Here is a 22551-nt window from a genome sequence, read left to right as displayed (position 1 = left end):
GAACTAAAGAAAAATCATAATTTATATTTTGTAACAGCTAGAGATGCTAAATTAACAGATATAACTAAAAATTGGCTAAATGAAAATGGATTTGAAGAGATCGATGTATACTTATTAGGTAGTGATTATAAAATACAAAAAGCAAAAGAATTAGAGTGTCATATATTTATAGAAGATAATCCATCAAATGCAATGCAGCTTGCGAATGAAGGTATGAAAGTATTGCTAATAGATACTAATTATAATAAAGAGATAGAACATGAAAATATAGTAAGAGTTAATAATTGGATAGATATACACGGATTTATACAGGAGTACAATTAGTACTATTATTGGGAGAAGTGGGAGGCAATCGAATGATAGAACTAAATTTAGAAAATAAAAAAGGAAAAATTAAAATAAATAGTAGTGATGTTAAAAATATTTTAAGATTTCGCCCTGATTTTGAATATATACAAGATATTTCAGAAACAATAAATCAAGAAAATATAATGGTTTATGATTGTCAGTTATCTAGAGATGTATTTAATATGGAAGATATAGATGAAATAAAAGAAGAGATAGGGAATGATATAGATGAGTCTTATTTTGATGTTTTATTTGAAGATGTAAGAGCGTACTTAAAAGATGCTACAGATGAAATTGAAGAGGAAATACAAGATAAGTATTTATTAGATAATGTAAGATGTTATTTTGAGGTATATAATATTGATGAAACATTTACAGACTTTAAATTTGTATTTCTTGTAAGTTTTAAGGATATAAAAATAGCATCTCTTACTAATTTATCTAAGTTAATAGGTAAAAGACAATTAACAGGAGCATCAAAATTTTATAGTTAATAAAATAAAAAGAGTATAATCTAATGATTAATCATTAGACTATACTCTTTTTTATGTAAATTTTAAATTTATAAAGAAAGAATTAGTCTATAAAATTAAGCTTTATTTATAGATCCGAATAATTCCATTTTTTCTTTAACAGTAGCTTTTATAGCTTCAAATCCTGGAGCTAAAACTTTACGAGGATCAAATCCTTTACCTTGTAAGTCTTTTCCTTCTTCTATGTATTTACGAGTAGCAGCAGCAAATGCTAATTGGCACTCAGTATTAACATTTATCTTAGATACACCTAAAGAGATAGCTTTTTGTATCATTTCTGCAGGTATACCAGTTCCCCCATGTAAAACTAATGGCATATCTCCTGTAGCATTGTTTATAGCTTCTAAAGCATCAAAGTTTAATCCTGCCCAATTTTCTGGATATTGTCCATGTATGTTACCTATACCAGCAGCTAACATATCAACACCTAAGTCAGATATTAACTTACATTCAGCTGGATCTGCAACTTCACCTGAACCAACAACACCATCTTCTTCTCCACCGATAGAACCAACTTCTGCTTCTACAGATATTCCTTTAGAATGAGCTATCTCAACTATTTCTTTAGTTTTAGCTACATTTTCTTCTATAGAGTAGTGAGAACCATCAAACATAACAGAAGAGAATCCTGCTTCTATTACTTTTAAAGCTCCTTCATAACTACCGTGATCTAAGTGTAATGCAACAGGAACAGTTATGTTTAACTCTTCTAACATTCCATTAACCATACCAACTATAGTTTTGTATCCCCCCATATATTTACCAGCGCCTTCAGAAACACCTAATATAACAGGTGAATTGTTTTCTTGTGCAGTTAATAATATAGCTTTAGTCCATTCTAAGTTATTTATATTGAATTGACCAACTGCATATTTACCTTCTCTAGCTTTATTTAACATTTCTTTTGCAGAAACTAACATAGTTAAAACCTCCATAATTAAGTTGAATTTGAAATTTTGTTATAGCTTTGATTTTATTTACTACTTACTAAATTCTAAAATTTACCCATCAATTAATATTATAACGTTTATGGAAAAAAAGTACATAGTAAATTGTAATAACTTGAAATTAAAAGTATAATAATACTTAAATAAGAATGAATGATAAATTTTTATTATAGAAAGGAAATATATTATGCCACAAATAAAAATAAGAGGAATAAATGAAAATCAAATATGTGAAATAAGTGAAAAGATGATAGATGAATTAATAGATGCAGTAAAATGCCCAAGAGACTATTTTGAAATAGAATGTATAAAATCTGTAGCTATAAGAGATGGAAAAATAGCCGATGTATATCCTTTTGTAGAGGTAGCTTGGTTTGATAGAGGTCAAGAAGTACAAGATACAGTTGCAAAAATAATAACAGATAATATAAGAGAAAATTTAAACATAGAAAGTATGGATTTAGCATTTACAGTTTTTGAAAAAGAAAAATACTATGAGAATGGAGAACATTTTTAATGGGAAAAAAAATGCGTGTAGATAAATTACTTTCTAACGTAGGGGTAGCTAGTAGAGCTGAATTAAAGAAATATTGTAAACAAGGTTTAATATCTGTAAATGGAAAAGTTATAAATAATCCAGGAGTACAAGTTGACTCTGAAAGTGATGATATTAGATTTAATGGAGAAAAAATAGTATATAGAGAATTTGTCTATATAATGTTAAATAAGCCAGATGGATATATATCAGCTACATTTGATAAATATGATCCAATAGTATTAGATTTAATAGACCAATCATATTTAGTGTTTGAACCATTTCCAGTAGGTAGACTAGATAAAGATACAGAAGGACTACTAGTGCTTACAAATGATGGACAACTTGCTCACAGAGTACTATCTCCTAAAAAGCATGTACCAAAAACTTATTATGCGAAAATACAAGGAAAAGTAACTGAAGAAGATATACTTGCATTTGAAAAAGGTGTAATTCTTGATGATGGATATGAAACTATGCCATCACAATTAAAAATTTTAAAAAGTGATGATATGTCAGAAATAGAACTTACAATTCATGAAGGCAAATTCCACCAAGTAAAAAGAATGTTTGAGAGTGTAGGCAAAAAAGTAGTATACTTAAAAAGGCTTTCTATGGGTAAATTAAAATTAGATGAAAGCTTAGGATTAGGAGAGTATAGAGAATTAACTGAAGAAGAAGTTAAGTTAATAGAAGAAAGATAATTTGATAATATAAACAACTAGCGGAGGTAGCATTAGTGAAAAGAAGAGACGTTATAGAGTTTGAAGTAGATAAAATGGAGTTTGGAGGAACATCTGTAAGTAGGTATGGAAACAGAGACATACATATGAAAGGTGGAATAACTGGACAAAAGGTTAAAGCTGCTGTAAAAAGAACAAAAAGTGGAAAAGCAGATGTTAAGATGTTAGAGTTATTAGAAAACTCTCCGATAGAAACAGAAACTCCTTGTAAGCATTTTAACGAATGTGGAGGATGTACGATATTATCTGTTCCTTATGAAAAGCAATTAGAAATCAAAGAAAGACAAGTTATGGATTTATTCTTACAACAAGATTTATTTGGTTTTAAATTCTTAGGAATACAAGGAAGTCCTCAAAATAGATTATATAGAAATAAAATGGAGTATACTTTCGGAGATGAAATGAAAGATGGACCATTAACATTAGGTCTTCATAAAAAAGGAAGGCATATAGATATAATGACAGTTGATGGTTGTTTCTTAGTTGATCAAGACTTTATAAAAGTTTTAACTTCAACAGTAGAATTCTTTAATGAAAAACAACTTCCTTACTACAGAACAGTAAATCATAAAGGGTACTTAAGAAACCTTGTAGTTAGAAAAGGTATAAATACTAATGAACTTATGGTAAATATAGTAACATCTTCTCAAGTTGATTTTAATATGAATGAATATAAAGATATGTTATTAAATTTAGATACAGAAGCTGAATTAGTAAGTATATTACACACAATAAATGATGGATTAGCAGATGCTGTAAACTGTGATGAATTAAGAGTATTACATGGAAGAGATTATATTCATGAAGAAGTTTTAGGCTTAAGATTTAGAGTTTCTCCATTCTCATTCTTCCAAACTAACACTAAAGGAGCAGAAGAATTATATACTATAGCTAGAGAGTTTGTAGGAGACCACAATGATAAGGTTGTATTTGACTTATATAGTGGAACGGGAACTATAGGTCAAGTTATGGCTAAAGCAGCGAAGAAGGTATATGGAATAGAAATAATAGAAGAAGCTGTAGTTGCTGCAAATCAAAATGCTAAATTAAATGGATTAACTAACTGTGAGTTTGTTGCAGGAGATGTTGCAAAAACTGTTAAAAACTTAAAAGATAAGCCAGACTTAATAATAGTAGACCCACCAAGACCAGGAGTTCATAAGGATGCAGTAAGAGATATATCTAACTTTGGTGCGAAGGAAATAGTTTATATATCTTGTAACCCTAAGACTTTAGTTCTTGATTTAGTTGAATTTAAAAAATACGGATATGAATTAGAAAAAGTAAAATGTATGGATATGTTCCCAAATACTCCACACGTTGAAACAATAGTAAAACTTATAAAAAAATAGTTAAAATAAAAAACTTAAGATACATTCTTAAGTTTTTTTATTTTTATATAGAAATTTTAAATTTGAAAATTAATAATAGAGTATTTTTATATTTTATGGGGATAAAAAATACAAAAAATCTAAATATAAAATAAAAGGAATTATATTTAGGAGGAAAATCAAAACATGAATAGACTAGAAAACTTCTTAAAATATAAGTACATATTATTAGCTATAATGATACTTACAATATTTAGCGTATTTGATATATTTAATATAAAAGATGGATTACAAACGAATTTATATCAAGGATTTAAACTAGTAAAGATAACAGAAGAAAAAATTAAAATCGATGAAAAAAACTTAGTAATAAGTGCAAGAATGCCAGAGATACATTATTCAAATGAAGAAGTTGAAAGATATATAAATTCGTATATTAGAAGAAATATAAATGATTCAATAAATCATGAGAGGCAAGAATCTCAGCTTTATAAAAATAATTCTAAAACTAATGTTAATATAAATTATCATATAGTTTTTGAAAATAAAAGTTTATTAAATATTGTAATATATAAAGAAATAAGATATAAAGACAATAAATTTAAGCAAGAAAAAGATAGCTATGTTTTTGACTTAAATACAGGTCAAAGAATTTTCTTAAATAATTTATTAAAGGATAATGAAGATTATGAAGATGTGATTTATGATTATATAATAGATTATATAAAAGATAATAAATTGAAGGTTGATAAAAATAAAATAAAAATTAATAAATATACAAATTATGAAATAATAGATGAAGGAATAAATATTTATTTTAATCCATACAAATCAAGTAAAGAAGATTTAGCATATGAATTTAAAATTCCTTTTACTATATTTAAAAATAAAATAAAGATGATACAAACTAGCAGTATAATTGCTAATATAGATACCCAAACAATAACTAAGAATAATAAGTATATAAATAGTATTATTAATATACCTATAATAATGATTGATAATAAAGATATATCAAAAAATATAAACGATGAAATAACAAATAGTATAATGAAGTTTTTTAATGATTCACAAAAGCAAGCAAAAGAATATAACGATGCACTCTCTGAAGTAGAAAATAAATTTGTTGCTAATGTTGATTTTGATGTAAAGAAAAATAGCGATAATATATTAAGTATATTGATAAAATATTATAAGTATGCAGGTGGAGCTCATGGATATTACGAGAATGTAGCATACAATATAGATATAAGAAATGGAAATTTTTTAACGATAGATAATTTATTTAAAGAAGGGTCAGACTATAAAAATATTATAAATGAAGAAATAAGAAATCAAATAGAGGAATTAATAAAGTTAGATGAACAGAATAAGGGAGTGTATGAATTTAAAAGTATAGAAGATAAACAAAAATTTTATATACAAGATGATAATATAGTAGTATATTTCGATTTATATGATATAGCTCCTTATGCAGCTGGTATACCTGAATTTATAATAAATGTTAATAAAATAGATCATATATTAAAACCAGAATATAAAGAAATATTTAAGTAATAAAAGACCACATAAAAGTGGTCTTTTATTACTTAAATATTTGGATTTAAAGAAGCTATTTTAGTAACAGCAACATAAACTCTAGAAATTTCGTACCAAGTTTTAAAATCTACAACGCCTGTTTTTGGAAGACCGAAGATTCCTTGGAAGGTACTAACTGCTTCGGCAGTGCTATTTCCATAAACACCATCTTCTTTTATTTTTGGAATAGCAGGGTAAGAGTTTGATATTGCATTTAATTGATGTTGTATAGTTTTAACATATTTTCCGCTAGATCCAACCTGTAATGTATCTCCAGGGAATGATACAGGTACACCACTTACAACAGGTGCTTCTTCAAAGACTATTTCATCACCATAAAAATATCTTAAAATACTTTTATAATCCATTCCTTGATCTCCTAAGTCCTTACTTCCCCATTGAGTCATTTGATTAGGACACTGAGATTTTTTACCATCACAGTATTGAGCTAAAAGAGGCTGTCTAGCTGTTGGAGGTCTTTTTATAAATGTATTAAAAATACTATCAACAACAACATTTATAGTATCAAAGAAATTTCTATTGTTTATAAATTTATGATCATATGCAGTAGATGATGTTATTGTAAAGTTAAGTCCTTTATTTCTATACCATTCTGTAAAAACTCTATTTAGAGTAAATGATATTATAGCTATTACATTTGCATATATAGTTTGTTCTGGCCAAGTAGAATATATCTCAGATGAAGCTACATTTTTTATATACTCTTTAAATGGAATCCAGTAATTTGGAGCATAACTATCTTCAGGTAAACCATCATGAACAACTACAAATTCGGGAACAACAGGATTGTCTAAGACAACAAATCCTGTTGGTGGTGGTAAAGGCTTTAAATCACTTTCTGGTATTTTAGGAGGATATGTTCCGTACAAAGTATTATCACCTATATCATAAACATTCTCATTTTTTCTATAGTAAAAGTGTCTACGTCGTGTTTGAGTATTTAGAGGGACATTTTGTCTAGCCTCTACAGTAGGAAATACTTGAGTTCCATCGATAATAGCTGTTTCATATCCTTCTGAAATTACTTCTACAGTATATTGACTATAAGGTCTAACATCTGAAGGTTGTTGAGAATATTGAAGGTCAGGTGCATCTAACGTGATACCAGTAACTAGACCGGAGTTATCAGTTTTTAAATTTTGATATATTTGAGTTTGTCTTTCTCCAGATTCAGGATTTTTATAAATATTTACAGTTGCATTTTCGATAGGCCTATTAGTTGCACTGTCAATAACACTAACTGTTAGGAAACCATCTTGCATATAATCACCTCTTCATATAAATAATACTTTTCTACATTCATACTATGAAGATAGCTATTATTTTGTTAAGGATAAATGGAAATAATATATCTATAAAATATAAAGAGAGGATTAATTTATGAAATTAGATCTATTAATATTGGCTATAGCACCAGTTGCAACAATTATATTATGGATATATTTAAAAGATAAATATGATAAGGAACCAATACGTGTACTAAGTAAGTTTTTTATACTTGGTATTTTAGTAAGTACATTAGCAATTTATGCAGAAGAAATACTTATAAAAACAAATATATTTACAGGAAAAATTAATATTTTTTATATGTCTTTTATAGTTGCAGGGGTAGTTGAAGAAGGATTAAAAGAGTTAGTACTTATACCCAATTTGCTAAAAGAAAAAAGCTTTAATGAAAGGTTAGATGGTATTATATACTCAGTATTTTTATCCTTGGGGTTTGCAACTATTGAAAATATTATATATATATTATTTGAGGACCAAACATCAGCTTTTGAAGTTGGAGTCATAAGATCTATAATATCAGTTCCTGCACATATGATGTTTGCTGTAATTATGGGATACTACATTTCAAAATATAGATTTACTAGCTCTAAAGCTAAAAAAAGAAAATATTTAACATTATCTATAGTATTGCCTATTTTATTACATGGAGTTTTTGATTTTATATTGATGATACAATATAGATGGTCTATTATAGTGTTTATAGTTTATATAGTATATTTATGGAAAAGCAGTCTAGATAAACTAGATGAATATACAAATAATTCTAGAAAAAAATTTTTAAAAAGATATAAATTTATTAGGCATAAAAAGAGAAAGGACGATTAAAATTGAAGAAATTACCACAAAGATTTTTAGATGACATGAAAGAACTTCTTATGGATGAATATGATGATTTTATAAAAAGTTATGATGAACCTAAAACAACAGGATTAAGAATCAACACTTTAAAAATAAATAAAGAAGAATTATTAAATTTAAATTTATATAATTTAACACCGATACCTTGGGCGGATGAAGGATTTTATTATGATGAGGAAGTAGATAGACCAGGGAAAAGTCCACTACATGAATCAGGCGCATATTATTTACAAGAACCATCTGCAATGAGTGTAGTACCTCATCTTGATATAAAAGAAGGAGATAAAGTTCTTGATATGTGTGCTGCCCCAGGAGGAAAATCTACATATATATTATCGAAACTAAATGATACAGGATTATTAGTATCAAATGAGATAAATCCTACTAGAATAAGAGCACTAGGAGAAAACTTAGAGCGATTTGGGGCTAGAAATTGTATAATAACAAATACTGATTCTAATAATTTGAGAAAGTTATTTACAGGATATTTTGATAAGGTAGTAATTGATGCGCCTTGTTCAGGACAAGGTATGTTTAGGAAAGATGAAGTTGCCATAACGGATTGGAGTTATGCTAAGGTTTTAGAATGCCAAAGTATCCAAAAAGAGATTATAAGAGATGGATATGATATGTTAAAAAATGGGGGAATATTAGTATATTCTACTTGTACCTTTGCAAAAGAGGAGAATGAAGATGTAATAAATGAGTTTATATCTGAATATGAAAATGCTAAATTAATTGAAATGCAAAGAATATGGCCACATAAAGTAAGTGGAGAAGGTCATTTTGTTGCTAAAATTCAAAAACTAGAGAATGAAGATTGTAATGTAAAATATATAAAAATAAAAAATAATGATAAAGAAGTAAAGGATTATAGAGAGTTTGAAAAGAAATTTTTAAATATATCTGTAGAAAGTAGATTTGATATCAGAGGCGAAAATTTATATTTACTGCCTGAAGAACATCCAGATACCAAAAAGTTAAAGGTATTAAGATATGGTTTACACTTAGGAATGCTAAAGAAAAATAGATTCGAGCCCTCTCATGCACTATCTCATTATTTAAAAATGGAAGATGTAAAAAATGTAGAAAACTTTAGTGTACAAGATGATAAAATCTTAGACTATTTAAGAGGAAATACTATAGAAACAGGAAAAAGTAGAGGATGGGTTTTAGTCTGTGTAGAAGGTATAGGCCTTGGATGGGGAAAAGAATCTAATGGTATATTAAAGAACCATTATCCTAAAGGATTAAGAATAAATTACTAAAATTATTTAATAAAATCTCCAATATAGTTCAATAATAAAATATAAAACTATTTTATGGAGGTAGGTTATGGAGATTTTAAGTGAAAATCAAGAGTATGCTATATCAAAATTTTTACAAAGATATGATTATGATGCAGTATTAGAGATACTAGAAGAAGCCGGAATTATAGATGGAGATTTATATTTTTTAATTGAATCGTGTCAGTATTCTGTTAATTTTGAATTTAAAAGGGCTTTAGAATCTATAGAAAAAATGAGTAGTCAGATGTTAACCAGAAGAGAAATAAAAAAATTGATAACTAATCTTAATAATTTAGAACAGGGGGAACCGGAAGATATATTATCTGAATTAATCGAGAATATAAAAATTCAAATTGTAAATGAAGAATATATAGATTTTTTAGGTAGACTTTATAGATTAAAGGAAGCATTATTTAAGTACATATTTGTAAGTACTAAAGAGTCTAAAAACTATAAAGTATCAATGCATGGATATATGGTATCAAAGAAAAATATACTATATACATTAAAAAAGAAGTATAATATTTATAGTGGTAACCTAATCAAAGGTGTAACTCAGTACATAAATAGACATGTGAAGAAAACTAAAAGAATGGAAAAGGTAGTAGAAATACTAAATAACGATAGGTTAGAAAGTTTGATAAGACTTAGAAATGAAAGCCCTGTAGGACATGGTTTTAAGGGTATAAGCAAAGAGGAAATTGAAAATATTTACGGAAGTCCTATGGAAGTTATGAGAGATTTAGTTAAAGCATGTGAACTTTTGGACTTAGGTATTAGTTCAAATAAATATGATGATATCAATGAGATGGCTGTCCATATGATAGGAAGCTATGAAAATCATTAATTTTAGAGGAGATGGTGTGAGTGAGTGAAAAGTTTAAGAAGGAGCTAATTGAGTGGATAAAAGTAATTGCAACAGCATTAGTATTTGCCTTTATAATAACTCAGTTTATAAGACCTACTTTAGTTAGAGGAGAGTCAATGTATCCAACATTAGTTGAAAATGACTATTTAATAATAAATAGAATGGCTTATAAAATAGGAGAACCAAAAGATGGTGATATAATAGTATTCAAAACTAACCTATTACAAGATGATGGAAAACCAAAAGACTTAGTTAAAAGAGTTATAGCTACAGAAGGACAACATATAAAAATAGAAGATTCTAAAGTATATGTAGATGATAAACTTTTAGATGAGCCATATATACATGATAATTATACTAGTGGAGACATAGATTTGATAGTTCCAGAAGGTGAAGTTTTTGCTATGGGGGACAATAGAGAAAAAAGTTTAGATAGTAGATATGAAGAAGTTGGATTAGTTAAGGAAAAAGATATAATGGGAAAAGTTATGATAAGATTATTCCCATTTAATAAAATAGGTACTGTAAGTTAGGTAAGTATATGAGATTAGGTATATCTGCTCTTTTATTTAATTTAGATAAAGCTCTAGAACTTTGTAGAGAAGTTGATAAAATTAATCATATAGAAGTAGGCATAGATAATTTAGATGAATGTATTAAGTTAAGTAAATATAAAGGTGAGTTTGATAAATTAAATTTATCTTTAGGAATACATCTTCCAATGGAGCTTAATTCTTGTGAAAATATAAAATATATAAGAAAATCATGGATAGATTTTATAAATAAAATTGAAGATGGACTGAAAGATTTAAACATAGAGTATTTTAATATGCATTTAGGTTATGTAATATCTGAAAGATTATATAAAAATAGAATAAAATACTTAGATAATAGTGTTTCATTTTTTGAAGAATTATTAAAAGTAAGTAATAAAAGGTTATCTATAGAGAATACATATTCTAAGAATGGAGATTTTTCAAATATTGGATATATATGTGATGATTTTGAATATATATTTAATAAAATTAAAAGTCAAAATTTATGTTTTTGCTATGATACAGGTCATAACTTAATAAATAATAGTGACTATATCAGCAATTTAAATGATAGATTAGAGATAATTCATTTAAGTGACAATAATGGTATCGATGATAGTCATTTAGGTATAGGTAGAGGTATTTTGCATGAAAATGAAATAAAAAAGTTATTAAGTGTTAATGCAAAGTACTTAATATTAGAAATTAATCATAACCATATAAAAGAAACTATAGATATATTAGATAAAATAAAAAAAGGGGTATGATATACCCCTTTTTAATATATTGAAAGAAGGGAGTATATGTTATGAGCATAATAAATATATGCATTAATAATGTGAATAGAGAGTATTACTTAGAAGAAGGCTCTTCAGGCATAGTTTTAGAAAATATAGTAAAAGACATAGAAAATGAATATAAAGGATATATAACACTTGCAAATATAAATAATAAATTAAGAGAATTAAGTTATAAAGTAAAAGAAGACTGCAATATAAAATTTATAGATACAACAAATGCAGATGGTTCAAGAGTATATTCTAGGACAATGTCTTTTATATTTATAATGGCTTGTAATGAATTATTCGATAAAGCTAGAGTTACGATTGAACATTCTCTATCAAGGGGACTTTATTGTGAAGTTCATACAAATACAAAACTTCAAGATTTTGATTTAAAAAATATTAAAAATAAGATGCAAGATATAATAGATAAAAATTATAAAATAGAAAAAATATCTACAACAAAGTCAAATGCTATTAAGATATTTGAAGAGCATGGAATGTATGAAAAAGCTGAGTTATTAAGATATAAAGAACATGATGATGTAAAAATATATAAATGTAATAATTATATAAATCATTTTTATGGACATATGTTACCTTCAACAGGATATATAAAAACTTTTGATTTAAAACAGTATGAAAATGGGGTAATATTATTAGGTCCGAGTGAATCTGATAAAACAAAAGCTAAAGAGTATGTACCACAACCAAAGCTTGCAAATATTTATAAAGAAGCGGAAGAGTGGGCTAAGGTAATTGATGTAGATAAAGTTATAACTTTAAATAAAATAATAGAAAATAATCAATATGGAGAAGTTATAAGGACGGTTGAAGCTTTACACGAGAAAAAATTATCTCAAATAGCAGATATGATAAAAGAAAAGAAAAAAAGAGTTGTACTTATAGCAGCTCCATCTTCATCTGGAAAAACTAGTTTTGCTAATAGATTATGCATACATCTTAAAGTTAATGGACTAAATCCTGTATCAATCTCACTAGATGATTATTTTTTAAATAGAGAGGATACACCTTTAGATGAATTCGGTAAATATGATTTTGAATCAATATATGCAATAGATTTAGAGAAATTTAATTCAGACTTAAAAAGTTTATTAGATGGAAAAGAAGTAAATCTACCTAAATTTAATTTTAAAACAGGAAAAAGAGAAGAAAATTATAAAAAATTAAAAATAAAAGAAAATCAGCCTATAATACTAGAAGGGATACATGGATTAAATCCAATATTGACATCATCAATACTAGATGAAGACAAATTTAAAATATATATTAGTGCTTTGACACAAATAAATTTAGATGATTATAATAGAATACCTACTACAGACTTAAGGCTTATAAGAAGAATGGTAAGAGATCATAACTTTAGAGGATATAGCGCTAAACACACTATTATGAATTGGGATTCTGTAAGAAGGGGAGAAAAGAAAAATATATTTCCATATCAAGAAGAAGCTGATATAATATTTAACTCAGCTTGTGTTTATGAGTTAGCAGTATTAAAAAAATATGCTAAACCATTGCTAGAAGAAATAAAAAGTGATGATGAAGCATATATAGAAGCCAATAGGATTCTTAAATTCCTACAGTATTTTATTGAATTAGAAGATACATCAGATATACCTTCTACATCTATACTAAGGGAATTTATAGGGGGAAGTAAAATAGTAGATTAATGGGGAAGAGGGGCTATATTAGAATATTTATATATAATAATAATTATTATATATAAATATATTTTGATATACTCCTTTTTATATTACATAATATATTTATAAATATCATTTACTAAGGAGGAACTAATGAATAACTTATTAAAACAAGTAATAGATGAAAATAGAAAGTATACTAATTATGGCCAAGTTGCTAGCTATATACCAGAATTAAAAAATGCAAAAAGAAGTGATTTAGGTATATGTATAATTGACAAGGATAATAAAATATACACAGCTGGAAATTATAATACTAAATTTACTATACAAAGTATATCTAAGCCTATAGTTTTAGCTATGGCTTTAATGGATAATGATTGGACAACTGTATTTTCTAAGGTAGGTATGGAGCCAAGTGGAGATCCATTTAACTCGATAATGAAATTAGAAACAAATGATACAAAAAAACCTTCAAATCCTATGATAAATGCAGGTGCAATAGTAACTACTTCACTTATAAAAGGTAGTAGTTTAGAAGAGAAAGAAGAAAGAATGTTACAGTTCTTTAGACGTTTAGCTAATAATGATAGCATTGGGATAAATTATGAAGTTTATAAGTCAGAAAAGCTAACTGGTGATAGAAATAGAGCCATGGCATACTTATTAAAGAATGATGGATTTATAGATGGTGACGTAGAAGAAGTACTAGATTTATATTTTAAACAATGCTCTATAGAAATAGATTGTGTAGATTTAGCAAGAATCGGAATAAATCTTGCAATGTATGGAATAGATATAGAAAGTAAAGAAAGATTAATTAGTGAAAAAGTTTCTAGAATGGTAAAAACATTTATGGTTACTTGTGGAATGTATGATGCATCGGGTGAATTTGCTATAAGGGTTGGAATACCTGCAAAATCTGGTGTTGGGGGAGGTATAATGGCTTCTGTTCCAGACATAATGGGTATAGGAGTTTATGGACCAGCTCTTGATAAAAAAGGAAATAGTATAGCTGGAGTTAAGGTTTTAGAAGATTTATCTGAAAAGTTAGAATTAAATATATTTTAAAATATGGAATTTTTTGACAACTCTAAAGCCTTCTTATATAATTAAAATGTAATTAAAAATATTTCAGGGGGTGGGGGAATGAGAGAAGTGCTTGTACTTAGAGATTTAGAATGTATAAAAGCTATTGCGCATCCGAAAAGAATAGATATTTTAAAAGCATTTAATAACTTACCGCTATCGGCTAAACAGTTATCTCAGATGCTTGATGAACCTCATGCAAAAATAAATTATCATATAAAAACTCTTTATAATGTGGGGATTTTAGAATTAGTAGAAGAGAAGATTAAATCGGGAATTGTAGAAAAATACTATTATCCAAAAGCAAAGAATATAGTTATAGATAAAAATGTAATAAATTTCTCTTTAAGAGAAGATGATGATGAAGCATTTTTATCAAAATTTGATGATATAATAGAATTATTTTATCAAGCTGCGGAAGAACAAGTATTAGAAGAAAAAAATATAGTTGATTATCATAATATATCTCTTACGCAAAATGAACTTATAGAACTTAACAATACTATAAAATATAAAATAGAAGAAATAATACATAAAAGAAAGTCAGAAGATGAAGAGTTACAATATGATATAGTTATGGTTTCGATACCAGTACAAAAAAAAGAAACATGTAATTTATGATAAGTATCAATGTTTATTGATACTTATTTTTTTGGGTATATTAGTAATATAAAAAATTAATTAATAAGGAGAGATTGAAAATGCTTGTAATAGGACCACATATTTCAATATCAAAAGGATTTGGTAAGGCAGCTCAAACAGCAGTAGATATTGGAGCAAATACATTCCAATTCTTTAGTAGAAATCCAAGAGGAGGAAATGCTAAAGAATTTGATGAAAAGGATATAGAAAAATTTCAAAAAATAAGAAAAGAATATAATTTTGGACCACTTTTAGCACATGCACCTTATACTATGAACTTAGGTGGATCAAAGGATGAAGTATATGAATTTGGAAGAAAAGTTATAAAAGAAGATATAGAAAGAATGGATTCTTTAGGAATAGAGTATATGTGTTTTCATCCAGGTAGCCACGTTGGTGGAGGGATAGATTTTGGTATACAAAGAATAGTAGATGCTTTAAATGAAACACTAACAGGAGAAGAAAATATAACTGTTCTTCTTGAAACTATGTCTGGGAAAGGAACTGAAATTGGATTTACTTTTGAACAAATCAAAAGAATAATAGATGGGGTAACTCATAATGAAAAATTAGGTGTATGTTTAGATACATGCCATATATTTTCAGCAGGATATGATATAGTAAATGATTTAGATGGAGTTTTAGCTGAGTTTGACAGCATAATAGGATTAGATAGACTTAAGGCTGTACATTTAAACGATAGTATGATGCCTTTTGGAGGGAAAAAAGATAGACATGCAGTAATAGGAGAGGGTGAAATTGGTTTAAATGCTATAATAAACTTTATGAGTCATCCTAAATTAAATAAACTGCCTTTCTTCCTAGAGACACCTCTTGAGGATGAAGGTCATAAAAAAGAAATAGCTATGATAAAAGAAATATTGTCTGATAAATAGATTTTGATTATATAATAAAATAACCTTATAATATAATAAGAAAACATATTATAAGGTGGGATATATATGAGATTATTAGGTAAAACTAATATGAAGGTAAATAGGGTCGGTTTTGGTGGAATACCAATTCAAAGGATAACACAAGAAGAAACTAATAAAGTGATAAATGAATTAATTGATAAAAATGTCAATTTTATAGATACTGCAAGAGCTTATACTATAAGTGAAGAGTATATAGGAAATGCTATAGAAGGTAAAAGAGAAAAGTTTTTTATTGCTACTAAAAGTATGGCTAGAGATTATGAATCAATGAAGCAAGATATAGAAATAAGTTTGAAAAACTTAAAAACAGATTATATAGACTTATATCAAATTCATAATCTTAAGCCAGAAGAATATAAAACTATATTTGATGAAAATAAAGCATATAAAGCATTATTAGAAGCAAAAGAAGAAGGTAAAATAAAATATATAGGAATAACTAGCCATAGTTTAGAAACTATAGAAAAGTCAATAGAAGATGAAAAGTTTTCGACTATACAATTTCCATATAATATAATTGAAGATCAAGCGGATGAAGTTTTTAAAAAAGCTAATAAAAAAGATATAGGAATTATAGTAATGAAGCCTTTAGCAGGTGGAGCTATAGATGATGCAAAGTTAGCAATAAAATATATACTTTCAAAAGATTATATAGATGTAGTTATACCTGGTATGGAAAGTATTGAACAAGTTAGAGAGAATGTATCAGTGCTACAAGATACTAATATTACGAAAGATGATGAACTTAAGATACAAGAAATAAGAAATATTATGGGTAAAAGGTTTTGTAGAAGATGTGAATATTGCTTACCATGTCCATTAAAAATAAATATACCTCAAAACTTCTTGTTAGAAGGATACTATGCAAGATATAATTTAAAGGATTGGGCAAAGGAAAGATATAAATCGTTAGAAGTTAAAGCAAGTGCATGTGTAGAATGCGGATTATGCGAAACTAAATGTCCATATGAATTACCTATAAGGGAAATGTTAAAAGAGGTATCATCTAAGCTTGGTTAAAAATATAGAGTATAGATAATAATAAAGAGAACTTAAGTTTTAAGTTCTCTTTTATATATAAATTACTTTTTAGATATAACATAGGATACATCATACTCTGAAACAGGATAAAGTTCTATTTCAACTCTAGGATTATCCTTATCTATAAAGTCAAATAATAATACTGGTTTAAGCTGTTTATCATTTTTTATTATTCCACTTTTTTCTATACCATCACATATACTTTTAGGATAGTTGTGTAAGTCACCCATGCGTTTATTTGGGAAATATAACTTTAGTATAGTTATCAAGTCTTCTTCAATTGTATCACCAAAGTATTGTTGATTTATAAATCCAGCAATCATGTTTTCATAAGCTAAATATTTTGAATGTTTACCTGTTGATGGCATCCATGCCTGCCCATGGACATTGTGGAGTTTAAAGTTTGATTTACTAATAGGTCTACCTGGTATTGTTAATTTAATCAAAATATCACCACCCTTATACTCTAGTTATTATAAAACTAATATTTAATTAATGAAAGGTTTTTTATGAAGAAAGAAGAATTAAAAGATTTTTGTAAATCTATAGGAATAGATTGTGTCGGTATAGCTGGAGTAGGTCCCTACTACGATTTAGAAAAGATAATAAAACAAAGATTATTTAATGGATATACAACTGGTATGGAGGAACCTATTATAGAAAAGAGAGTTAATCCAAAAGAAACGATGGAAAATGTAAAATCTATAATAGTATGTGCATTTCCTTACTATATTGGAAATTTCAATGAAAGTAATTTATCAAAGTATTGTTATGGAGAAGATTATCATATAGTAGTTAAAGATATGTTGCAACAAATATGTAACCACTTATCAGATAATATAGATAATTTTGATTATAAGATATTTGCAGATAATGGTCCACTAGTAGATAGATATTTGGCTTATTTATCTGGTATAGGATATTTTGGAATAAATAATAATATAATTACAGATGAATATGGTTCGTATGTGTTTATAGGATATATATTGACTAATTATGAGTTTCAAAGTGATACTCCGTTAGAAAAAACATGTATAAAATGTGGAAAATGTGTAAAATATTGTCCGGGAAATGCTCTTTTAGGAAATTATGAAATGAATCCTAAAAGATGTTTATCTTATATAACACAAAAAAAAGGAGATCTTGAAGAGGAAGAGGAAAAAGTATTGAAAGAAAATAAAAAAGTTTTTGGATGTGATATTTGCCAAGATATATGTCCTCACAATAAAAATATTCCAATAACCTCTATAGAAAGATTCAAACAAGATACAATTTTAAAACTAGATGCTGAAGAAATTAATGATATATCGAATAAGGAATTTAAGAGAAGGTATGGAAATAGGGCATTTAGTTGGAGAGGTAAGAACATAATAAAAAGAAATATAAATATAGTTTCAGAGAAGCCGAATGAGTAAGAAGTCAAAGGCTTCTTTTTTTATTATAAACAATTTAAATGGAAAGATATTTTATATAATGAATAAAATTAGTATTAGATAACTCAACATTTACAAGCTATTAGTCATAGAATATATATATATAGATAGAAGGGGGGAGGGTCAATGCTAAAATTTAACAATACATCTGAGATAGAACCTCTAGAAGGCATATTAGGTCAGGAAAGAGCTATAGAAGCTATGGAAATAGGATTAAAAATTGATAATCCAGCGTATAACATGTACTTAGCAGGAGATTCAGGGACAGGTAAAACAACATACGCTATGAATGCTTTAAATAAATATGCAGCTAAAAAAGGGAATCATAAAGATTGGTGCTATGTATATAATTTTGAAAATAACAGAGAACCATTAATAATTGGGCTTGAGAAAGGTCTAGGCAAAATATTCAAAAAAGATATTGAAAAGCTTATAGAAACTTTACTTGATGAACTAAGAGATGCCTTTGAAAGTGAAGATTTTGAAATAGGAAAAAATCAATTAATAGAAGAATATGAAATAGAAAAAGATGCATTACTTAAAAAGATAAAAAAATATGCGGAAGAAAAAGGATTTAAATTAAAAAATAGTAAAGTTGGTATGGTATTTATACCTATAGATGACAATAAAGAAGATGAAGAAGCTGAAGATGATGACTATACAGATGAAGAGTTCTATAAAGTAAAAAGAGAATTAGAAAATGCTGCAATACAAGTAGTATATAAAATTAGAGACTTAGAAGATGCAGCAAAAGAAGCATTATTAGAATTAGAAGAAGAAATTGCTAAATTTGTAATAGACCCTCATATTGAAGGTTTAATAGAGAAATATAATAGTTATGAGAAAGTTAAAGCGTACTTAAATAATATGAGAGATGATATATTAGAATATGTTTATTTATTCTATATGGATGAAGAAGAATTAAAAGATAAATATGATAAAGAACATTTCCTTAAATATAAAGTCAACTTATTTGTTGATAATGGAATTGATAGAGAAAATTCTAAAGCACCGGTAATAGTTGAAATAAATCCAAGTCCATCTAATTTATTTGGAAAAGCAGAGTATGATTACTATAATGGAAATGTAAAAACAGATTTTACAAAATTGATACCAGGAGCGGTTCACAAAGCAAATGGAGGATATTTAGTTTTATATGTTGATCAACTTCTAAGATATCCATTATCTTGGGATATGTTAAAAAGAGCTATTCAATCAAGACAAATAGGTGTAGATACACAAACATCAATAAAACCTGAAAATATGCCTATAGATATTAAAGTTATATTAATAGGAACTAATTATATGTACAATGTGCTTTATAACTACGACTCTGATTTTAGTAAGTATTTTAAAATATTTGTAGATTTTGACAATGAAATGGATAAAAATGAAAATAATGAAGATGGAATTGCTAGATTTATAGCATATCAATGTAACAAAAATAATTTAAAACATTTTACTTACGATGCTGTTGAAGAGGTTATAAAGTTTAGTACTAGAATTTGTGGAGATAAATATAAACTTTCAACTCAATTTAATAAAATAATGGAAATAATAGTTGAAGGTGATGTATGTGCTCAAATTAGAGATGCTGAATATGTAGATAAGTTTGATGTTCAAAAAGCTATATTAGAAAGAAAGAAAAGATTAAATAGAATAGAAAATAAGATGGATGAATCACTAGAAAATGGATTTACACTTATTGAAACTAAGGGAAGTAGAGTTGGTGTTATCAATGGATTGTCTGTACTGAGTACAGGTGAATATTCATTTGGAAGACCTTCTAGAATAACTGTGACAACTAGCCCAGGAAACAAAGGAATAGTTAATATAGAGAGAGAAGTTAATATGAGTGGACCAATACACAATAAAGGTGTTTTAATCTTAGGTGGATATTTAGCAGAGAACTTTGCTCAGGAATTCCCGCTTTCATTAAATGCAAATATATGCTTTGAACAAAATTACGGAGGCGTAGATGGAGATAGCGCAACAGGTGCTGAATTATACGCTTTACTATCATCATTAAGTAAAATACCTTTAAAACAAAGTATAGCTGCAACAGGTTCTATGAATCAAAAAGGTGAAATACAAGTAGTTGGTGGAATAAGTGAAAAAATAGAAGGATTTTATTCTGCTTGTAAAAAACAAGGACTAAATGATAATCAAGGTGTAATAATACCAAAAAATAATAGTAGAAACTTAATTTTATCTGATGAGGTAACAAATGCAATAGAAGAAGGTAAATTTACTATATATACAGTTGAAAGAGTAGAAGAAGCTATAGAAATATTAATGGATGTTAAATTTGATGAAGTAAAAAGACTAGTAATAGAAAGATTAAGAGAATTTAATGAGTTACAAAGTCCATCTAAAAAGTAGTTTTATATAAAATATTAATGGGTAAAATAATAAGGAGGTAGGAGTTATAAACTTTTACCTTCTTATTTTTATATAAATTGAAATATTACAACAAATTTTATTATATACACAATTATAGAATATTAAGACTTTTATTGTTTGTTAAAATTATAAGACTTATTATATAGTAGTCAAGATAGATAATAATAGCATAAATAAGAGGTTTAAGGGAGAATCATATGAAAAATATTAATAAAGTATTAGATATATTAGAAGAAACATATCCAGATGCAAAATGTGAACTAGATTACACTACACCATTTGAACTATTAGTAGCAACTATATTATCGGCTCAATGTACAGATGTAAGGGTAAACAAAGTTACAGGGGAGATGTTTAAAAAATACAATACTCCAATGGATTTTGCAAAACTTAGTATAGATGAAATACAAGAGGAAATAAAAACTTGTGGACTATATAAAAGTAAGGCTGAAAAAATAAAGTCTACATCAGAAAAAATATGTAATGAGTATAATGGAGAGGTTCCGGATAATTTAGAGGATTTAACTAAACTTCCTGGAGTAGGAAGAAAGACTGCTAATGTAGTACTTAGCAATGCTTTTGGACAAGATGCCATGGCAGTTGATACTCATGTATTTAGGGTTTCAAATAGAATTGGTATAGTTGATACTCAAACACCTGAAAAAACAGAGTTTGCTCTTATGGATGCCATACCAAAGAAAAGATGGTCTCACTCCCATCATTTATTAATATTTCATGGAAGAAGAATTTGCAAAGCTAGAAAACCAGAGTGTGAAATTTGTCCAATAACGAAATATTGTAAATACTATAAGAACAACTTTTAGAAAGTAAGTTCTTAGAAATATGAATTTCTGATATAATTGTAAAGAAATATAATAGAGTGAAAAATAGGAGGACGAAATGTCAATAAATGTAGTTTTAGTAGAACCAGAAATACCTCAAAATACAGGAAATATAATAAGAACTTGTGCTGCTACAGGTGCAACTTTACATTTAGTAAGACCACTAGGATTTTCATTAGAAGATAAATATTTAAAAAGAAGTGGTCTTGATTACTGGGATATAGCAAATATACAATATTATGATAGTTTCGAAGAAGTTGTTGAAAAAAATCCAAATGGAACATTTTTCTATGCCACAACAAAAGTAGATCAAGCTCATTCTGATGTGAAATATGTTGATAATTCATTTATTGTATTTGGAAAAGAGACCAAAGGTTTACCTGAATCCCTTATAAAAGCAAACTTAGAAACATGTATAAGAATACCTATGTTAAACATTGAAAAAGCTAGATCTTTAAATCTGTCAAATTCAGTGGCTATAGTAGTATATGAAGCATTAAGACAACTAGATTATCCAGGAATGAGATAATTGCATATTTGCATTATAAAATGATACTAAAGGGGAAAATACTTATTGTATATGCCTAGTATCATTTTTTATTATAATAGAAAAGATAATATTAGTATAAAGTGTCAAAATCATATCACATAAAACTTAGAAATTATATAATTGCTTTAATAGCGAAGGCATTGTTGGTTAAATAGTATATCACATATATTTAATAAAATACAAAATACAATTAAATTTAATATAAAGTTATATACAAAAATATCAATATATACAATTTTTTTGTAGAAAAAAAGTGTAAAATGGTGTAAAATAAAATTAAATATTATATA

At 27.0% G+C, this 22551-nt stretch carries 22 protein-coding genes and 1 pseudogene; 20 read left to right on the top strand and 3 right to left on the bottom strand.

The window, feature by feature from the left end:
• A pseudogene (locus tag Q5F54_RS00520) lies at nucleotides 1-324 on the top strand (hydrolase); the annotation flags it as partial.
• Nucleotides 325-356: 32 nt separating this feature from the next.
• Nucleotides 357-842: a hypothetical protein gene (locus Q5F54_RS00515; RefSeq protein ID WP_281538004.1), complete on the top strand. Its 486-nt coding sequence runs from the start codon at nucleotides 357-359 to the stop codon at nucleotides 840-842.
• 95 nt (nucleotides 843-937) lie between these two features.
• Here the strand turns inward: Q5F54_RS00515 and fba are convergent, their stop codons facing one another.
• Nucleotides 938-1801 (bottom strand): class II fructose-1,6-bisphosphate aldolase, encoded by an 864-nt coding sequence (fba, locus tag Q5F54_RS00510; RefSeq protein WP_071119369.1) that lies wholly within the window; start codon nucleotides 1799-1801, stop codon nucleotides 938-940.
• A 214-nt stretch (nucleotides 1802-2015) separates the two neighbouring features.
• On the opposite strand from fba, the gene Q5F54_RS00505 reads away from it, so the two are divergent.
• The 4 genes from Q5F54_RS00505 (at nucleotide 2016) to Q5F54_RS00490 (ending at nucleotide 5994) form a co-directional block, all read left to right on the top strand.
• Nucleotides 2016-2345: a DUF1904 domain-containing protein gene (locus Q5F54_RS00505; protein ID WP_288525434.1), complete on the top strand. Its 330-nt coding sequence runs from the start codon at nucleotides 2016-2018 to the stop codon at nucleotides 2343-2345.
• Nucleotides 2345-3067 carry a pseudouridine synthase gene (locus tag Q5F54_RS00500; protein WP_281538006.1) on the top strand — a complete coding sequence of 241 codons (723 nt, stop codon included), beginning with the start codon at nucleotides 2345-2347 and terminating at the stop codon, nucleotides 3065-3067. The genes Q5F54_RS00505 and Q5F54_RS00500 overlap by 1 nt, the downstream gene beginning before the upstream one ends.
• 35 nt (nucleotides 3068-3102) lie before the next feature.
• Nucleotides 3103-4458 (top strand): 23S rRNA (uracil(1939)-C(5))-methyltransferase RlmD, encoded by a 1356-nt coding sequence (gene rlmD, locus Q5F54_RS00495; protein WP_288701355.1) that lies wholly within the window; start codon nucleotides 3103-3105, stop codon nucleotides 4456-4458.
• Nucleotides 4459-4623: 165 nt separating this feature from the next.
• Nucleotides 4624-5994, top strand: coding sequence for a DUF3298 domain-containing protein (locus Q5F54_RS00490; protein WP_281538008.1), 1371 nt, complete (start codon nucleotides 4624-4626; stop codon nucleotides 5992-5994).
• A gap of 32 nt (nucleotides 5995-6026) precedes the next feature.
• Here Q5F54_RS00490 and sleC read toward each other — a convergent pair whose 3' ends face one another.
• The gene (gene sleC / locus Q5F54_RS00485) at nucleotides 6027-7298 is read right to left on the bottom strand and encodes a spore cortex-lytic germination protein SleC (protein ID WP_281538009.1); all 1272 of its coding nucleotides are present in this window, start codon (nucleotides 7296-7298) and stop codon (nucleotides 6027-6029) included.
• Between the two features lie 118 nt (nucleotides 7299-7416).
• Between sleC and Q5F54_RS00480 the strand changes: the two genes are divergently transcribed.
• The 10 genes from Q5F54_RS00480 to Q5F54_RS00435 all read left to right on the top strand — a co-directional run bounded on the left by Q5F54_RS00480 (nucleotide 7417) and on the right by Q5F54_RS00435 (nucleotide 17012).
• Nucleotides 7417-8148 carry a PrsW family intramembrane metalloprotease gene (locus Q5F54_RS00480; protein ID WP_281538010.1) on the top strand — a complete coding sequence of 244 codons (732 nt, stop codon included), beginning with the start codon at nucleotides 7417-7419 and terminating at the stop codon, nucleotides 8146-8148.
• 2 nt (nucleotides 8149-8150) lie between these two features.
• Entirely contained in the window at nucleotides 8151-9449 is a 1299-nt protein-coding gene (locus Q5F54_RS00475; RefSeq protein WP_281538011.1) for an RsmF rRNA methyltransferase first C-terminal domain-containing protein, read from the top strand.
• A gap of 67 nt (nucleotides 9450-9516) precedes the next feature.
• The gene (locus tag Q5F54_RS00470) at nucleotides 9517-10317 is read left to right on the top strand and encodes a hypothetical protein (RefSeq protein WP_281538012.1); all 801 of its coding nucleotides are present in this window, start codon (nucleotides 9517-9519) and stop codon (nucleotides 10315-10317) included.
• 20 nt (nucleotides 10318-10337) lie between these two features.
• Nucleotides 10338-10871 (top strand): signal peptidase I, encoded by a 534-nt coding sequence (gene lepB, locus Q5F54_RS00465; RefSeq protein ID WP_277230648.1) that lies wholly within the window; start codon nucleotides 10338-10340, stop codon nucleotides 10869-10871.
• Nucleotides 10872-10879: 8 nt separating this feature from the next.
• Nucleotides 10880-11641 (top strand): sugar phosphate isomerase/epimerase, encoded by a 762-nt coding sequence (locus tag Q5F54_RS00460; RefSeq protein ID WP_281538013.1) that lies wholly within the window; start codon nucleotides 10880-10882, stop codon nucleotides 11639-11641.
• A 41-nt stretch (nucleotides 11642-11682) separates the two neighbouring features.
• Complete coding sequence (locus tag Q5F54_RS00455; protein WP_281538014.1) at nucleotides 11683-13350, top strand: nucleoside kinase; 1668 nt, start codon at nucleotides 11683-11685, stop codon at nucleotides 13348-13350.
• A gap of 126 nt (nucleotides 13351-13476) precedes the next feature.
• Nucleotides 13477-14394: a glutaminase A gene (gene glsA, locus Q5F54_RS00450; protein ID WP_071119380.1), complete on the top strand. Its 918-nt coding sequence runs from the start codon at nucleotides 13477-13479 to the stop codon at nucleotides 14392-14394.
• Between the two features lie 78 nt (nucleotides 14395-14472).
• Nucleotides 14473-15033: a transcriptional regulator gene (locus tag Q5F54_RS00445; RefSeq protein WP_071119381.1), complete on the top strand. Its 561-nt coding sequence runs from the start codon at nucleotides 14473-14475 to the stop codon at nucleotides 15031-15033.
• Between the two features lie 80 nt (nucleotides 15034-15113).
• Nucleotides 15114-15950, top strand: a complete 837-nt coding sequence (locus Q5F54_RS00440; protein ID WP_071119382.1) for a deoxyribonuclease IV — start codon at nucleotides 15114-15116, stop codon at nucleotides 15948-15950.
• 66 nt (nucleotides 15951-16016) lie between these two features.
• A complete protein-coding gene (locus Q5F54_RS00435; RefSeq protein WP_288523258.1) occupies nucleotides 16017-17012 on the top strand; it encodes an aldo/keto reductase in 996 nt (331 codons plus the stop codon).
• 62 nt (nucleotides 17013-17074) lie between these two features.
• Here the strand turns inward: Q5F54_RS00435 and Q5F54_RS00430 are convergent, their stop codons facing one another.
• A complete protein-coding gene (locus tag Q5F54_RS00430) occupies nucleotides 17075-17479 on the bottom strand; it encodes a RusA family crossover junction endodeoxyribonuclease (protein WP_071119384.1) in 405 nt (134 codons plus the stop codon).
• A gap of 63 nt (nucleotides 17480-17542) precedes the next feature.
• Between Q5F54_RS00430 and queG the strand changes: the two genes are divergently transcribed.
• The 4 genes from queG (at nucleotide 17543) to trmL (ending at nucleotide 22240) form a co-directional block, all read left to right on the top strand.
• Nucleotides 17543-18448 carry a tRNA epoxyqueuosine(34) reductase QueG gene (gene queG, locus Q5F54_RS00425; protein WP_288525428.1) on the top strand — a complete coding sequence of 302 codons (906 nt, stop codon included), beginning with the start codon at nucleotides 17543-17545 and terminating at the stop codon, nucleotides 18446-18448.
• A 144-nt stretch (nucleotides 18449-18592) separates the two neighbouring features.
• Complete coding sequence (locus tag Q5F54_RS00420) at nucleotides 18593-20848, top strand: Lon protease family protein (protein ID WP_281538017.1); 2256 nt, start codon at nucleotides 18593-18595, stop codon at nucleotides 20846-20848.
• A 218-nt stretch (nucleotides 20849-21066) separates the two neighbouring features.
• A complete protein-coding gene (gene nth / locus Q5F54_RS00415; protein WP_071119387.1) occupies nucleotides 21067-21693 on the top strand; it encodes an endonuclease III in 627 nt (208 codons plus the stop codon).
• Between the two features lie 76 nt (nucleotides 21694-21769).
• The gene (trmL, locus tag Q5F54_RS00410) at nucleotides 21770-22240 is read left to right on the top strand and encodes a tRNA (uridine(34)/cytosine(34)/5-carboxymethylaminomethyluridine(34)-2'-O)-methyltransferase TrmL (RefSeq protein WP_071119388.1); all 471 of its coding nucleotides are present in this window, start codon (nucleotides 21770-21772) and stop codon (nucleotides 22238-22240) included.
• The last annotated feature ends 311 nt before the right edge of the window (nucleotides 22241-22551 follow it).

The sequence above is a fragment of the uncultured Romboutsia sp. genome (assembly GCF_958366745.1).
Taxonomy (GTDB): domain Bacteria; phylum Bacillota; class Clostridia; order Peptostreptococcales; family Peptostreptococcaceae; genus Romboutsia; species Romboutsia timonensis.
The sequence above is the reverse complement of the archived record's forward strand: the minus strand, read 5'-3'. Positions and strand labels throughout refer to the sequence as shown.

Coding starts and splice junctions, on each gene's coding strand:
- Q5F54_RS00440 (WP_071119382.1), top strand. CDS start 15,114: ATGCTTGTAATAGGACCACATATTTCAATATCAAAAGGATTTGGTAAG.
- Q5F54_RS00435 (WP_288523258.1), top strand. CDS start 16,017: ATGAGATTATTAGGTAAAACTAATATGAAGGTAAATAGGGTCGGTTTT.
- Q5F54_RS00515 (WP_281538004.1), top strand. CDS start 357: ATGATAGAACTAAATTTAGAAAATAAAAAAGGAAAAATTAAAATAAAT.
- glsA (WP_071119380.1), top strand. CDS start 13,477: ATGAATAACTTATTAAAACAAGTAATAGATGAAAATAGAAAGTATACT.
- Q5F54_RS00480 (WP_281538010.1), top strand. CDS start 7,417: ATGAAATTAGATCTATTAATATTGGCTATAGCACCAGTTGCAACAATT.
- fba (WP_071119369.1), bottom strand. CDS start 1,801: ATGTTAGTTTCTGCAAAAGAAATGTTAAATAAAGCTAGAGAAGGTAAA.
- Q5F54_RS00500 (WP_281538006.1), top strand. CDS start 2,345: ATGGGAAAAAAAATGCGTGTAGATAAATTACTTTCTAACGTAGGGGTA.
- trmL (WP_071119388.1), top strand. CDS start 21,770: ATGTCAATAAATGTAGTTTTAGTAGAACCAGAAATACCTCAAAATACA.
- Q5F54_RS00460 (WP_281538013.1), top strand. CDS start 10,880: ATGAGATTAGGTATATCTGCTCTTTTATTTAATTTAGATAAAGCTCTA.
- Q5F54_RS00470 (WP_281538012.1), top strand. CDS start 9,517: ATGGAGATTTTAAGTGAAAATCAAGAGTATGCTATATCAAAATTTTTA.
- Q5F54_RS00505 (WP_288525434.1), top strand. CDS start 2,016: ATGCCACAAATAAAAATAAGAGGAATAAATGAAAATCAAATATGTGAA.
- nth (WP_071119387.1), top strand. CDS start 21,067: ATGAAAAATATTAATAAAGTATTAGATATATTAGAAGAAACATATCCA.
- Q5F54_RS00490 (WP_281538008.1), top strand. CDS start 4,624: ATGAATAGACTAGAAAACTTCTTAAAATATAAGTACATATTATTAGCT.
- queG (WP_288525428.1), top strand. CDS start 17,543: ATGAAGAAAGAAGAATTAAAAGATTTTTGTAAATCTATAGGAATAGAT.
- sleC (WP_281538009.1), bottom strand. CDS start 7,298: ATGCAAGATGGTTTCCTAACAGTTAGTGTTATTGACAGTGCAACTAAT.
- Q5F54_RS00420 (WP_281538017.1), top strand. CDS start 18,593: ATGCTAAAATTTAACAATACATCTGAGATAGAACCTCTAGAAGGCATA.
- Q5F54_RS00445 (WP_071119381.1), top strand. CDS start 14,473: ATGAGAGAAGTGCTTGTACTTAGAGATTTAGAATGTATAAAAGCTATT.
- Q5F54_RS00455 (WP_281538014.1), top strand. CDS start 11,683: ATGAGCATAATAAATATATGCATTAATAATGTGAATAGAGAGTATTAC.